The sequence below is a fragment of the Flavobacterium notoginsengisoli genome (assembly GCF_042686225.1).
GTDB lineage: Bacteria > Bacteroidota > Bacteroidia > Flavobacteriales > Flavobacteriaceae > Flavobacterium > Flavobacterium notoginsengisoli.
In genome coordinates, this window is sequence record NZ_JBHUOT010000001.1 from 661,474 (window position 1) to 676,651 (window position 15,178).

Annotated in this window: 15 protein-coding genes; 9 read left to right on the top strand and 6 right to left on the bottom strand. The window is 33.4% G+C overall.

All coding sequences use genetic code 11. The features are described 5' to 3' along the window. Positions 1-33: 33 nt before the first annotated feature. From ACFS3A_RS02715 to ACFS3A_RS02740, 6 genes are all read right to left on the bottom strand, one after another. Entirely contained in the window at positions 34-339 is a 306-nt protein-coding gene (locus tag ACFS3A_RS02715) for a DUF6787 family protein (RefSeq protein ID WP_289657923.1), read from the bottom strand. A 31-nt stretch (positions 340-370) separates the two neighbouring features. After that, on the bottom strand, positions 371-805 hold the full coding sequence (locus ACFS3A_RS02720; RefSeq protein ID WP_379823799.1) for a DUF6146 family protein: 435 nt from the start codon (positions 803-805) through the stop codon (positions 371-373). Positions 806-1,018: 213 nt separating this feature from the next. Continuing rightward, positions 1,019-1,582 carry a DUF937 domain-containing protein gene (locus tag ACFS3A_RS02725; RefSeq protein ID WP_379823801.1) on the bottom strand — a complete coding sequence of 188 codons (564 nt, stop codon included), beginning with the start codon at positions 1,580-1,582 and terminating at the stop codon, positions 1,019-1,021. A 102-nt stretch (positions 1,583-1,684) separates the two neighbouring features. Then, the gene (locus ACFS3A_RS02730) at positions 1,685-2,635 is read right to left on the bottom strand and encodes a D-2-hydroxyacid dehydrogenase (RefSeq protein ID WP_091491293.1); all 951 of its coding nucleotides are present in this window, start codon (positions 2,633-2,635) and stop codon (positions 1,685-1,687) included. A gap of 143 nt (positions 2,636-2,778) precedes the next feature. Continuing rightward, a complete protein-coding gene (gene serC / locus ACFS3A_RS02735; RefSeq protein WP_379823802.1) occupies positions 2,779-3,849 on the bottom strand; it encodes a 3-phosphoserine/phosphohydroxythreonine transaminase in 1,071 nt (356 codons plus the stop codon). 93 nt (positions 3,850-3,942) lie between these two features. Then, positions 3,943-5,016: an acyl-CoA reductase gene (locus tag ACFS3A_RS02740; RefSeq protein WP_379823803.1), complete on the bottom strand. Its 1,074-nt coding sequence runs from the start codon at positions 5,014-5,016 to the stop codon at positions 3,943-3,945. Positions 5,017-5,152: 136 nt separating this feature from the next. Between ACFS3A_RS02740 and ACFS3A_RS02745 the strand changes: the two genes are divergently transcribed. The 9 genes from ACFS3A_RS02745 (at position 5,153) to ACFS3A_RS02785 (ending at position 15,135) form a co-directional block, all read left to right on the top strand. Beyond that, the gene (locus ACFS3A_RS02745; RefSeq protein WP_379823804.1) at positions 5,153-5,503 is read left to right on the top strand and encodes a 4Fe-4S dicluster domain-containing protein; all 351 of its coding nucleotides are present in this window, start codon (positions 5,153-5,155) and stop codon (positions 5,501-5,503) included. Between the two features lie 167 nt (positions 5,504-5,670). Further along, positions 5,671-6,828, top strand: coding sequence for a hypothetical protein (locus ACFS3A_RS02750; protein WP_379823805.1), 1,158 nt, complete (start codon positions 5,671-5,673; stop codon positions 6,826-6,828). 242 nt (positions 6,829-7,070) lie between these two features. Beyond that, entirely contained in the window at positions 7,071-8,165 is a 1,095-nt protein-coding gene (gene ychF / locus ACFS3A_RS02755) for a redox-regulated ATPase YchF (RefSeq protein WP_379823806.1), read from the top strand. Between the two features lie 353 nt (positions 8,166-8,518). Then, the gene (locus ACFS3A_RS02760) at positions 8,519-9,196 is read left to right on the top strand and encodes a TIGR02117 family protein (protein ID WP_379823808.1); all 678 of its coding nucleotides are present in this window, start codon (positions 8,519-8,521) and stop codon (positions 9,194-9,196) included. A gap of 195 nt (positions 9,197-9,391) precedes the next feature. Beyond that, positions 9,392-10,351: a YihY/virulence factor BrkB family protein gene (locus ACFS3A_RS02765; RefSeq protein ID WP_379823809.1), complete on the top strand. Its 960-nt coding sequence runs from the start codon at positions 9,392-9,394 to the stop codon at positions 10,349-10,351. Further along, positions 10,348-10,872: an NADPH-dependent FMN reductase gene (locus ACFS3A_RS02770; RefSeq protein ID WP_379823810.1), complete on the top strand. Its 525-nt coding sequence runs from the start codon at positions 10,348-10,350 to the stop codon at positions 10,870-10,872. Before ACFS3A_RS02765 ends, ACFS3A_RS02770 begins: the two co-directional genes overlap by 4 nt. Then, a complete protein-coding gene (locus ACFS3A_RS02775; RefSeq protein WP_379823811.1) occupies positions 10,873-11,853 on the top strand; it encodes a transglutaminase domain-containing protein in 981 nt (326 codons plus the stop codon). 75 nt (positions 11,854-11,928) lie between these two features. Then, a complete protein-coding gene (gene pncB, locus ACFS3A_RS02780) occupies positions 11,929-13,104 on the top strand; it encodes a nicotinate phosphoribosyltransferase (RefSeq protein WP_379823812.1) in 1,176 nt (391 codons plus the stop codon). A gap of 162 nt (positions 13,105-13,266) precedes the next feature. Next, positions 13,267-15,135 carry a DNA topoisomerase IV subunit B gene (locus tag ACFS3A_RS02785; protein WP_379823813.1) on the top strand — a complete coding sequence of 623 codons (1,869 nt, stop codon included), beginning with the start codon at positions 13,267-13,269 and terminating at the stop codon, positions 15,133-15,135. Positions 15,136-15,178: the final 43 nt, after the last annotated feature.

Below are 15,178 nucleotides of genomic sequence, written 5' to 3' on the forward strand. Positions count from 1 at the left end.
TTTTATGAAAGAAGGAGTAATGGTAACAAGGGATTAATCTTTAAAAAGAAATCCAAGTCCCATTCTTTTTAGCATTTTCTTTTCAAAATTCCAAAAGAAACGGAATTGTCCAAAAATAGTTCCAATGGCAACTAATAAGACCTGATAAACAGGAAGGATAATTAATAAACGAATAAGAGTAAACCAAACTGCTCCTAAATCTTCTTTGTGTATTCCGACCCAGTCACAAAAAGGTCTGGAAATCCATGCAGATGCCGATCCGGTGATGGCAAAAACAATAAGTATAATTATGGCTTGTAGGTTGGAAGTAATTCCCCAGCGTTTTTTTAATCTATTCATTGTTATTTGTAATGATTACAAATATAGTATATTATCTTGAAGGAACATTACCCCAAAGCTTTTGTTTGTAAGTATTTTGAAAATAAATCATGTAATTGTAAATTAAGTAATTTACTTCATATCCGTAATGAATGTCAGGTCTATAATCGATACTCATTTCATATAAATTAGGATTGTAACGATTAGGTTGTAAAACGCGATTATTCCATTCGGTTACGTAGAGATAGTTTTTGTTTTCCAGATATGCCAAAGAATAATAATTACGAGGAAGAGCGCGGGATGCTAGCCACGTATTGAATCCGTTATCGATTATAATAACTTCGTATTCTAATGAATCATTTGCAATCCGGATTGTGTCGCCCAGTTTTTTATTTGGTACATTGTCATTACTTGCAATATTTTGCTGAGCTGTCGAACACGCAATTATTGTAGCTAAAACAAATAATATGGAAATGCATTTTTTCATGTTTTAAATTTACAAATAAATGATGGGAAAAAGTTAAGAATTAACTTTTTTTAAGGTTCTAAGGTGCTGAGATTCTAAGTTTTTAAGATTTTATTACGTTACGTTTTTAGAATTAATCATAAAAAAGGACTGCCTCAAAAGACAGTCCTTTTTTCTGTATCAGTTTAAAAACTTAAAAACTTAGAATCTCAGTACCTCAGTACCTAAGAACCTTTATTTGCTTCCAAATAATTTGCCAATAAATCCGGCTATGCCTCCTTTGCTTTTAGTAACCACTAAAACATCGGCTACATCTACTTTTCCGTCATTATTTTGGTCTAATCCGAATTGCATTCCGTATTTAGAAATAGTGTCCATTATTCCTGAAGCTTGTCCGCTGTTTCCGGATATTGAATTGATAATATCAGAAATTTGAAAACTGTTATCATTTGGATCTTTGGCTTTATTAACTAGGGAACCTAAGATCTGTGGGATTAAATTAGAAGCTACTCCGCTTGAATCTGCACTGCTAAGTCCGAATTTCTGTCCCAGGTTTCCGCTTAATTGTTGCTGAATTTGCTGTACAACCGGATTCGAACTGTCAATAGAAGAATTTCCGTTAAATAATCCGGCAATTTGATCAGTTCCGCCTTCAGAAACAATTTTTTTTAATCCTTCGAAGATTGAGTTACTGGTTTCGCTGATTACAGCTTCATTATGTTCGTTAGGAACAGCGTTATTGTTTACCACTGCATCGCCTCCATATTGTTGTACTAATTGGGTTAATTGTTCAAACATGATTTTTAGGATTTAGATTAGAACTCAAATTTAAACAAAAAAAGAAAGGGATTTATTAAACAATGTTAATAAATCCCTTGCAAGTAATTTAATTATAGTTAATTAGCTCAATAAAGTAATGATTTGTGAAGCTAATTCAGTACCAATTCTATCTTGTGCTTCTCCGGTTGCAGCTCCGATATGAGGAGTCAAAGAGATTTTAGAGTGCATTAAGATTGCCATTTCTGGTTTTGGCTCGTTTTCGAAAACGTCTAAACCTGCAAAAGCAACTTTTCCTGAGTCTAAAGCTTTAACTAAAGCTACTTCGTCAATAACACCACCACGAGCACAGTTTACAATTCCAACTCCGTCTTTTAGGATTTCGAATTCTTTCTCTCCAATGATGTATCCGTTTTGAGCAGGAACGTGAAGTGTAATGAAATCAGCTTCTTTGAATAAAGATTCTAAAGATTGAGAAACAATTTTAGTTGTGATTGACTGTCCGTCGAAAAATTCAACTTTTACGTCAACCTCAGGAATAAAACTATCAGCAGCAATAACTTTCATACCTAAACCAAGAGCCATTTTTGCTGTAGCCTGACCAATACGTCCGATACCAACAATACCTAAAGTTTTACCTCTTAATTCAGTTCCGTTAGCGTAAGCTTTTTTCAAACCGTCAAAATTAGTGTCTCCTTCAAGAGGCATGTTTCTGTTAGAATCATGTAAAAAACGTACACCGTTAAACAAGTGTCCGAATACTAATTCAGCAACAGATTCTGAAGATGAAGCAGGAGTATTGATTACGTGAATTCCTTTGCTTTTAGCATAATCCACATCAATATTATCCATACCGACACCACCACGTCCAATGATTTTAATTCCAGGACAAGCATCGATGATATCTTTACGAACTTTAGTTGCACTACGAACTAAAATTACGTCGATGTTGTTTTCGTTGATATAGTTAGCTACTTGTTCCTGAGCTACTTTTGTAGTGATAACTTCAAAACCACCTTTTTCTAAGGCTAGAATTCCACTTTTAGAAATTCCGTCATTTGCTAATACTTTCATTGTATTTATTTTGTTTATCTGGTTTGTCGTTTTAATTGTTTAATCAACAAACCAGCTATTTGATTTTTCTTTTTTGATATTTTAAAGGAAATACTTTTTAACGATTAAACAGTTAAGTAAATTAACGATTAACCGAGAAAAAATTAAACTTTAGATTCTAATGCTTTCATTACATCAACCAAAACTTGAACGCTTTCGATTGGCATAGCGTTGTAGATAGAAGCTCTGTAACCACCAACAGAACGGTGTCCTGGCAATCCTGAGATATTTGCTTCTTTCCATAAAGCATCAAAAGTAGCTGTATGATCTGGATTGTTCAGTAAGAAAGTTACGTTCATGTTAGAACGGTCTTCTACTGCAGCAGCGCCTTTAAATAATGGATTTCTGTCGATTTCAGCATAAAGTAATTCTGCTTTAGCATTGTTTAATTTTTCAACAGCAGCGATTCCACCTTTTTCTTTAATCCATTGTAAAGTTAAAAGAGACACATAAACAGAGAAAACAGGTGGAGTATTGTACATACTTTCTGCTTTGATATGTTTAGCGTAATCTAACATACTTGGAATAGTTCTTCCGTTTTTGCCTAGGATTTCCTCTTTAACTACAACTAAAGTTGTTCCTGCAGGTCCCATATTTTTTTGAGCTCCGGCATAGATTAAGTCGAATTTAGAGAAATCTAATTCGCGTGAAAAAATATCAGAACTCATATCGCAAACAACCGGAATGTTAGTTGCTGGGAATTCTTTCATTTGAGTTCCAAAAATGGTATTGTTACTTGTGCAGTGGAAATAATCAGCATCAGCAGGTATTTCGTAACCTTTTGGAATATGCGTATAATTGTCATCTTTTGAAGAAGCGACAACAATAGTTTCACCGAAAAGTTTAGCTTCTTTTATCGCTGCGGTTGCCCACGTTCCTGAATCTAAATAAGCTGCTTTTCCGTTTTCTTTTAATAAATTATAAGGTGCCATTAAGAATGCTGTACTTGCACCGCCTTGTAAAAATAAAGCCTGATAACCTTTTCCCTGAAGTCCTAATAATTCTAAAGCAAGGGAACGAGCTTCCTCCATAACTGCAACGAAATCTTTACTTCGGTGCGAGATTTCAAGGATAGATAAACCTGAATCATTAAAATTTAAAATTGCTTTTGATGCCTTCTCAAAAACTTCCTGAGGTAAAATACTTGGTCCTGCGCTGTAGTTGTGTTTTTTCATGGTTGTTGTTAATAGTCGAAAATTTTAAAGACGCAAATTTCGTCAATAAGAGCCGAAAAAGCGTTAAAATATTCGAAATAATTAAACAATTTATTACTTTGTTGTTAACAAAAACGTTATAGTATCGACATTATCTGCGTAATCCCACAATTGCGGTTTTTGCGTTTCTCCGAATGCAATGTTGTCTGAAGTAAAATTATTGCTTACAATACACTGAATTTGTTCTGAATCGTTCTGTAAACGTTTTTTAAGTTCTTCGGGATTTTCGTAGTACTCATAAAAAACGCTTGAGATAGGCGAGGCGTAGCTTGAGTCTTCTTTTATAGTCAGAAAACCGTTGTCTAATAACTTAAAGTTACTCATTAAAAACACCGCTTTATTGTAGTCGTAATTGTTGGCGTATTTTTCATAATGAATGACATCCTGATATTTGAACATAGCCTGAAAAAAGGCATCAAATGAGTAGTCTTTTGGAACAAAAAGTTTCGAAACATTACGGCATCCTAAACCAAAATACCTAAATATATCTTCTCCTAAATTTTCTAATTCTTCAGTAGATTCTTTTCCGGTTAAAACTGCTGCCGAATTTCTGTTTTTACGAATGATTGAAGGTTTATCTTTAAAATAATATTCAAAATATCGTGCTGTGTTGTTGCTTCCGGTTGCAATTACAGCATCAAAATTCTCCAGTTTTCCTTCTGTAAAAGTGATTTTGTCTTTAAGGTTTTCATCCACAGCAATTAAATATTTTGCAAGAAAAGGCAATAAATGCTGATCGTTTGATGATGTTTTAATTAAAGCTTTGTTCCCGGTTATTACAACTGATAAAAAATCATGAAAGCCGACAAGCGGAATATTTCCAGCCAAAATCAAAGCAACCGTCTTTTCTGTTTTATCAGATTTTGCAAATTCATCTTTATATCGGGAAAGCCATTTATCAATGTTTTCATCTGTTAAAGCTTCTGCCCAGGATTGTATTGAAAAATAAACTTGTTCAGGTGTATACCATCCATTATGAGATTGTGATAAATGAATTAGTTTTTCAAAATCGTCAAAAAAGATATCGTTATATAAAACGCTAGATTTTTGTATGGATCCTGTTTCGGAAAACTGACTTAAAAATTTTCCTAATTCAACAAAAACACTTTTTTTTGTTTCTAATGTCATAATGTTTGTTTATGAATTGTTTTGATTGTAATTTTGCACAAAAATAAGCTATATTACGTTATAAGGCAAAGTAGATTAAAATCTTTAATATTTTAATACTCTAAAGCTCATAACTTTTAACAAAAAGAAGAAAAAGATGGCAATTATTATAACTGACGAATGCATCAATTGTGGGGCTTGTGAACCGGAGTGCCCAAATGCAGCAATATATGAAGGAGCGGATGATTGGAGATATAAAGACGGAACAAGTCTTTCCGGAACTATAATTTTACCTGACGGAACTGAGATTGACGCTGATGAAGCTCAAACTCCAATTTCTGATGAAGTATATTATATTGTGCCAGGAAAATGTACAGAATGTAAAGGTTTTCATGACGAACCTCAATGTGCTGCCGTTTGTCCGGTTGACTGTTGTGTGCCGGATGATAATCATGTGGAAGACGAAGAAACTTTATTAGAAAGACAATCTTTCTTACATAACGAGTAAGAATAACGGTCATTAATATACAATCCTGAGCTAAAAAACTCAGGATTTTTTTTACCCTGATATCAGGTATTTCTAAAATTTACTTTCTTGATAACGAATGTTTTATTTTTTGACTGTTGCTTAATTGTTAGAAAATTAATACTTTAGTTGAAAATTTAATAACGCCTATGAAGAAAATACTACTTTTATTTGTCGTTTTACTCAACTGCTTAAATGTTTTGGCACAAAGTGAAGAGTATTCTGTTTTTGTAAAAGATATTGAAACTTTGCAGCCAATAGAAAATGCAACTGTAGTTGTTTTAAAAACGAAGCAGGTTTTAATGACGAATGAAGAAGGAAAAGTTACTTTTGTTCTGAGTGGCGGTTCGAATGTGCAGGTTTCTGAAATGAATTATGAGAATCTGACAGTTCGTTGGGCTTCATTAAAAGATAATGAGTTTGTGGTTTATCTGAAAAACAAAAAAGAAAACTTAGACGAAGTTGTAGTCTCTCAGGAAAATCTTCAAAAAACACTTCAGAGAATAGTTTCCAATTCGAAACAAAAAATAAGCGTAGCACATCGGTTGAAAGTATATGTTCGCGAATTTTTTATGCTCGATAATCAATATTCTTATTATAATGACGGACTGGTAAATTTTCAATTCAATAAAAACAATACTACGACTTTACTAGTAGAGCAAAATCGTTCTTACGGATTATTAGAAAATGATATAAGTGCCGATTTGATGGGGTATAACTTGAATAATATAATGGAGAATTATTCGAATTTCAAATACTTCGAACCGCTGCTTGATTCTAAAGCAAAGAAAGAATATGATTTTACAGTTAAAGGACATTCTAAAAATAAAGATTATTACGTGATGTCTGTTAACCCTTTGGATAAAGCTAAGGAAGCGGTTGATAATTTTGAGATAATTTATGATCCTGTTAAAAAGCTTATTTTAGAGTTTACTATTTCAGTTCCTCCTGCAAGTCTGGATAAAATTGTGGAAAAAACAGGTACAGGGGATAAGAATATGACCAAATCGTTTATAAATGTAAATTATCGCTTAGATGGAAATGATTATTATCTGTTGAGTTCCAATGAGGAAATCGGGTATACGCTGATTCAAAAAGAGAAATCAAAAAATATTCAGGTAAGAAATAGTTTTGTAACGACTGGTTTTAATAAGCAAAATTTCACTTATAACGAAAGTGATGTCTTTAAAGAAAAATCTCTTTTTAATAAAAAGAATAAAATCCTCACCAATTACTGGGATATATCCGGTTTTACAGCTACCGATGAAGAAAAAGCAATCATCGCTTCTTTAGAATTTAAATTGTAATTAAATAAATAGAAAAAAATCCTGAACTTAATTGGTCAGGATTTTTTGTTTTGTCAAAAAAGATCTCTGCTTTACTTCGTGCAAGAGCTATTAAATCTTATATTTGCAAAATTTTAAAGTCACGAAATATAATTTTGACTAAAAATTACAAGAAGCAGATAAATCATAATGCATTAAATTACAACGTTTAATGTTTTTAGGCTCAAAGAAAAAGCCGAATAAAATAATATAGAAACAAACAGATGAAAGCAGGAATTGTAGGATTACCAAATGTTGGAAAATCAACATTATTTAATTGTTTATCTAATGCAAAAGCGCAGAGTGCAAACTTTCCTTTTTGTACAATCGAACCTAATATTGGTGTTGTAAACGTTCCGGATCCAAGAATCAATAAATTGGAAGAACTGGTAAAACCAGAGCGCGTTCAAATGGCTACTGTAGATATCGTAGATATTGCAGGTTTAGTAAAAGGAGCAAGTAAAGGTGAAGGTCTTGGAAACCAGTTTTTAGGAAACATTAGAGAGTGTAATGCTATTATTCACGTTTTGCGTTGTTTTGATAATGACAATATCGTACACGTTGACGGAAACGTAAATCCAATTCGTGATAAAGAAACAATTGATATTGAATTGCAGTTAAAAGATTTGGAAACAATCGAAAAACGTTTAGAAAAAGTAAAACGTGCTGCAAAAACAGGAAATAAAGAAGCGCAGACTGAAGAAGCTTTATTAAACAGAATTAGAGAAGCTCTTTTACAAGCAAAATCGGCTAGAACAATTATTCCTCAAAGTAATGATGAAGAAGTTCTAATGGAAGGATTTCAATTGATTACTGCTAAACCAGTTTTATACGTTTGTAATGTTGACGAAGGTTCTGCTGTAAACGGAAATAAATATGTTGATCAGGTTCGTGAATTAGTAAAAGACGAAGATGCTGAGGTTATCATTCTTTCAGTTGGAGCAGAGGCTGATATTACAGAATTAGAAAGCTACGAAGAGCGTCAGGTTTTCCTTGAAGATATGGGATTAACCGAGCCAGGAGCTTCTGTTTTAATTCGTGCGGCTTATAAATTATTAAAACAACAAACTTATTTTACAGCAGGTGTAAAAGAAGTTCGTGCCTGGACAATCAACATTGGAGCAACAGCGCCTCAAGCAGCTGGAGTTATTCATACTGATTTCGAAAAAGGTTTCATTCGTGCTGAAGTTATTTCATATGATGATTACGTTCAATACGGTTCTGAGGCAAAAGCAAAAGAAGCTGGAAAATTCAAAGTAGAAGGAAAAGAATATGTGGTTAAAGATGGTGATGTAATGCACTTCCGTTTTAACGTTTAATCTTTTTTAGAGAAAATAGAATAAAGAACAAAGAATAAAGATTAAAACTGCTGGAGAGATTCAGCAGTTTTTTTATGTCTTAAAATTAGTCAAAGTAAAGTTTGTCATCCTGAGGAATGAAGGGTCACAAACGAGACTCTACAAAGATTGGCGACTTAGATTGCGGAAATTCTAGTGTGATCCTTCGTTCCTCAGGGTGACAAAAAACAGAAAAAAAATCCGTTCAAATCCGCGCTTTCGCGAAAGCGAATCAGTAAAATCCGTGTGCCATTTTCAGGAAGTAAAAATTTTTGGCTTAAAAATTGGTTACAGAAAAATTAACCAATTACTAATCTAAAAATCAACCAATCAAAATGCTAAAAAAATCTTTCAAATTTCTCGGCTGGACACTTTTCGGAATTTTTACTTTTCTGGCTTTGTACATCTCATCAGTACTTATTCTTTCAAAAATTACAGTGAATTCAGATATTGCAAAAGTTGAAGAACAAAATGCAGTTCCGATATATATTCTTTCCAACGGCGTTCATACTGATATTGTCGTTCCAATAAAGAACGAAATCAAAGACTGGCGAAATGAAATTCGGTTCAGTCAAACCCAATCAAAAGACTCTTTAATGAATTATATCGCTTTTGGCTGGGGTGATAAAGGCTTTTATCTTGACACACCAGAATGGTCAGATTTAAAAGCTAGTACAGCGCTCAAAGCGGCTTTCGGAGTTAGCTCTTCTGCAATGCATACTACGTTTTTTAAACAATTGCGAGAAGGAGACGACTGTAAGCGAATTTTAGTTTCAAAAGAAAATTACCAAAATTTAGTCGATTATATTTCTAACAGTTTCACAGATCCAGTTCGTCCACAATGGATTGAAGGTCACAGCTACGGAAAAAAAGATGCTTTTTACGAAGCAAAAGGAAGTTACAGTCTTTTTTATACTTGTAATACCTGGGCAAATAATGCTTTAAAAGCAGCTAATCAAAAAGCGAGTTTGTGGACGGTTTATGATAAAGGGATTTTTTATCATTATAAATAAATTTATAGTGTAGTCCCTACGGGAAAATTATTACGAACAGATTTTTCGGGTTACCAATATTTAATCTCTACGAGATTATTCCGCTAGGAATTCCATATTGGTAGACATGGAAAAAATATAAAATCCAACTAAAAATCAAGAAGAAAGAACTTTTCAGTATTGCGTAAATTTGAGAGAATATCAAAAAATCAGCAAATGAAAATCAAAAATATATTCTCCAAAACCTGGTTTCTCTTAAAGAATACTTTTTTAGAATTTAACGATGATAATGCCATTAAACTTAGTGCTGCACTCGCATATTATACCATTTTTGCACTGCCGCCTTTATTGATTATTATCATTACAATTTGTGGTGTCTTTTTTGGAGAAGAAGCTGTGACAGGCGAATTGTACGGGCAAATTAACGGATTAGTTGGTAACGGTGCGGCGAGTCAAATTCAGGAAGCTATTAAAAATGTACAATTATCCGGAGATAATGTTTTTGCAACCGTATTTGGAGTCATAATGCTGTTAATTGGAGCTTCAGGAGTTTTTGCTGAGATTCAAAGTTCTATTAATTTTATTTGGGGATTGCGTGCAAAACCGGATAAAGGAGTTAAAAAATTTATTCAAAACCGCTTAATGTCATTCTCTATGATTGTTTCTGTTGGTTTTTTAATGTTGGTCAGTCTTTTTATAAGTACCACTTTAGATTTACTTAGCACACGTTTAAAAGTCTATTTTCCAGAGAGTACAGTATATCTGTTTTATGTAGTCAATATAATTATTGTGTTGGCGAGTATCAGTACACTTTTTGCTATTATTTTTAGAACATTGCCAGACGGAAAGATAAGATGGAAAGATGCTTTTATTGGCTCTGGAGTTACTGCAATCCTATTTATGATTGGTAAATTTGCTATTGGACTTTATTTAGGTAATTCTACTGTTGCTTCCGTTTATGGCGCGGCAGGTTCTGTAATAATAATTCTCGTTTGGGTTTATTATTCGGCAATAATTCTGTATTTTGGAGCTGAATTTACGAAGGTCTATGCTAAATCATATGGAGGAAAAATTTATCCAAATGAATACTCTGTAGAAATAGCAAAAGAGATTTACGAAATCGACGGACCAAAAAAAGAACCAATAGAAGAAACACTACAAAAAGAGAAGCCATGAAAATTATCGCCTTTGGAGGAAGTAACAGTACACAGTCAATCAACAAACGTTTAGCTACTTATGCATCAAGTTTGTTTGAAAATGCAGATGTTGAAGTTTTAGATTTGAACGATTTTGCAATGCCGGTATTCAGCGTTGATCTTGAGAAAGAAATCGGTCAGCATAAAGTGGCGCAAGCATTTTTAAATAAACTCAAAGAAGCTGATATTTTAGTAGTGTCAATGGCAGAAAATAATGGTAATTATTCTGTTGCTTTCAAAAATGTTTTCGATTGGAGTTCCCGAATAGAAAAAGATGTTTTTCAACACAAACCAATGTTGTTATTAGCAACTTCTCCAGGAGGAAGAGGTGGCGCATCTGTTTTAGGAATTGCTCAAAATCTTTTCCCACGTTATGGGGCAGAAATTAAAGGAAGTTTCTCATTACCAGCGTTTGGCTCGAATTTTGATTTACAGGAAAATAAAATTTCTAATGTTGAGTTAGATAATGAACTGAAAGATATTATCAAATCAAATTTTTAAATGCCACAAAAAAAGATTGCCCTTATTTTCCTTTTATTAAATATTCTATTTATCAATTTTACTTTTTCGCAAAAGATTAGTGAAGTTGATAAAATAGTTTCAAAATACCCTAAAAGTTTCGATACTACCGAAAAATTGGCGGAAAAAATCGAAAAAGATTTTGATTCCGATGCTGAGCGCGCACGTGCTCTTTACAGCTGGATTGCACTCAATATAAGATATGATTATAATGCGTATCTGAATCCGCCGAGAGTGCAGGGTTTCAGTTATTCTACGGAAGCTGAAAAACAACGAAAAATCAAACAACTCAATGATAATCTGATTCAAAAAGCTTTTAAATCTAAAAAAGCAGTTTGCGAAGGATTTACAGCTTTATATCAGCATTTGGCTAATGCAATGGGAATTAAATGTGAAATAATACGTGGCGATTCTAAAGTATCAGTTAGAGATATTGGACGAAAAACTACCTCCTCCAATCATGCCTGGAATATGGTTTTGATTGATAAAAAATGGCGTCTTGTAGATGTAACCTGGGGACAGGGATATTATGACAGTAGTAAAGGAAGAATGGTAAACGATTTTAATCCGATTTATTTTGATACAGAGCCTGACTACTTTTTTGCAAAACATTTTCCGGATTCCGGAACTTTTTTAGGTGACAGATTAAGTAAAGAAAATTTTCTAAATGGTCCTTTGATTTACACTACTACAATCGAAAAAGATTATAAAATTAAATCGCCGGATTCCGGAATAATTGAAGCCGGAAATGGTGATAAAATTACAGTGGAAATCAAAAATCTTTCGAAATCAAATCAGGTTTTTTATTTAAATAAAAGAAATCAGCCTGTTAAAGTTCAGAATCCGAAAGAAAAACGGGGAGGTTTAGAATTTCAAATTCTAATTGATAGTAATATTGGCGATTATATTACTGTTTTTGTGGATGGTAACAGTGTTGTTTCTTTTAAAATAGTTTCAAAATAATGGATTAAGATACCGCAATTTTCATCTTTTCTGAAATTGCCGTATCTTAGCAAGAATGATCCGAATTTGAAAACTATGGAAACGACTTTTTTGAAATCTATTTTAGATAACGATTTCTACAAATTTACAATGCAGCATGCTGTAATAAAGCTTTTTCCAAAAGCAAAAGTTCGTTACGGATTTATAAATCGAGGAAAACATATATTTCCGGAAGGTTTTGCAGATTTACTTCGAAAATCTGTTGATGCATTGTCTGAACTTCGTTTAACAAAAGAAGAGAAGAATTATTTAGCTCATTATTGCCCTTATTTAGACCCGACATATTTAGATTTTCTGCAAGGATATAGTTTTGATCCGTCTGAAGTTCACATTAGTCAGGAAGGTTCAGAAATTGCAGTAACAGTAGAAGGATTTTGGTATCGAACTATTTTGTGGGAAGTTCCTTTAATGGCACTTATTTCAGAGCTTTTTTATAAATCGAATCATTTAATCCGTTTGAATGATGAAGCCATAAAAGATCTCACCAAAGAAAAAATTGACAATTACAACAAACTGGGGGTTTCTATTTTAGAGTTTGGAACAAGACGCCGCCATTCTTACGAAGTTCATGATTTAGTAAATAAAACTTTAAGAACCTATGGAGGTCATAGTTTTATTGGAACCAGCAACGTACATTTTGCCATGGTTAACAATAGAAGACCTTTGGGAACACATGCTCACGAATGGTTTATGTTTCATGCCGCTCAATATGGTTTTCAGGTAGCTAATTTTATAAGTCTGGAAAACTGGACAAAAGTTTATGGCGGTGATCTCGGAATCGCACTAACAGATACATATACAACAGAGATATTTTTTAATCAGTTTGATAAAAAATATTCGAAACTTTTTGATGGTGTCAGACATGACAGCGGAGATCCAATTGAGTTTGCTCAAAAAGTAATTTCTCATTATAATAAAATGGGAATTGATCCAAAATCAAAAGTCATTGTTTTTTCTGATTCTCTGAATTATGATAAAGTAAAAAAGATTGTCGATTTCTGTCAGGATAAAATAAAAATGTCGTTTGGAATCGGGACAAATTTCACTAATGATGTTGGTCTTCCGGCAATGAATATGGTCATCAAATTGACCGATACGAAACCCGATAATATACATTGGCAAGGTGTTGTAAAACTTTCTGACGAAAAAAATAAAAATACGGGAACGCCCGAAATGATTGCGTTGGCAAAAGAAGTACTGGGAATCAAATAGTTTTTTTATTAAAAAATCAGTTTTTTTACGATTTTACCGGTCTGTTTTATTTTAAAACCAATTTAAATAGATTTTAAACTGTTATTATTCATAACAAAAAAGAAATACGCTTTCATTTTTTGTTGAGAAATGGTACATTAGCAAAAAATCCTAAATTCATTTATGCTAGAGCAAAATCAATACAACGAAGACAATATTCGTTCACTCGATTGGAAGGAACATATTCGTATGCGTCCGGGTATGTACATCGGGAAATTAGGGGACGGATCATCACCGGATGATGGTATTTACATTCTTTTAAAAGAGGTTTTAGATAACTGTATCGATGAGTTCGTTATGGGAGCAGGTAAAACCATTGAAGTATCTATAAAAGACAAAACAGTTTCGGTTCGTGATTACGGACGTGGAATTCCGTTAGGAAAAGTAGTCGATGTAGTTTCGAAAATGAATACCGGAGGAAAATACGATTCTAAAGCTTTCCAGAAATCAGTTGGTTTGAATGGTGTCGGAACAAAGGCGGTTAATGCGCTTTCGAATTATTTCCGTGTAGAGTCGGTTCGTGATGATAAACAAAAAGGGGCGGAGTTTTCGGCTGGAAATTTAGTTTTAGAAGAAGAGATAATCGATACGACTAAACGTAAAGGAACAAAAGTAATTTTTACGCCAGACGAAACGATTTTCAAAAACTATAAATTCCGTTTAGAATATGTAATCAAAATGGTTAAAAACTATTGTTATCTAAACAATGGTTTGACCATTATTTTTAATGGAGAAAAATATTATTCAGAAAATGGACTTCGTGATTTATTGGAAGAAACAATCAGTGAAGAAGATTTAGAATATCCAATTATCCATTTAAAAGATCATGATATTGAGGTTGCATTAACACACAGTAAAACGCAATATAGTGAAGAGTATCACTCTTTCGTAAACGGTCAGAATACAACGCAGGGAGGAACGCACTTAGCGGCTTATCGTGAAGCGGTTGTAAAAACGATTCGTGAGTTTTACAATAAGAATTTCGAAGCATCAGACGTTCGTAAATCGATTGTGAGTGCGATCAGTATTAAAGTGATGGAACCGGTTTTTGAGTCTCAGACGAAAACCAAATTAGGTTCTACCGATATGGGTTCTGATGATGGAACACCAGCAGTTTCTGTTCGTACTTTCGTAAATGATTTTATTAAAACGAAACTGGATAATTATTTGCATAAAAATCCAACAACTGCCGATGCTTTATTGCGTAAAATTCTCCAGGCAGAACGTGAGCGTAAAGAATTATCAGGAATTAGAAAACTGGCGACAGATCGTGCTAAAAAAGCCAATCTTCACAATAAAAAATTAAGAGACTGCCGAGCACATCTTCCAGATACGAAAAACCCAAGAAACTTAGAAAGTACGCTTTTTATTACGGAGGGAGATTCGGCTTCCGGATCGATTACAAAATCGCGTGACGTGAATACACAAGCGGTTTTCAGTTTGCGTGGTAAACCTTTGAATTCATACGGAATGACAAAAAAAATTGTGTATGAAAATGAAGAATTCAATTTACTGCAAGCTGCGCTTGATATCGAAGATGGTTTAGAAAAATTACGCTACAACAATATAGTAATCGCAACCGATGCCGATGTCGACGGAATGCACATTCGTTTACTTTTGATTACTTTCTTTTTACAGTTTTTCCCTGAATTAATCAAAGAAGGGCATTTGTATATTTTACAGACACCACTTTTCAGGGTTCGAAACAAAAAAGAAACGATTTATTGCTATTCTGAGGATGAAAGAAAAGACGCTATCGAAAAACTAAAACCAAAACCAGAAATCACCCGATTTAAAGGTTTAGGAGAGATTTCGCCAGACGAGTTTAAAAACTTTATTGGAGATACAATCCGCCTTGATCCGGTTATGATGGATAAACACACTTCAATCGAGCAATTATTGTCTTTCTATATGGGAAAAAATACGCCGGATAGACAAGAATTTATTATCAAGAATTTGAAGGTGGAAATTGATGAGCTTGAAGAGGTTTAAGAGATGGAAAAGAAAAAATTGATATACGCAGCAATTGTTTTTA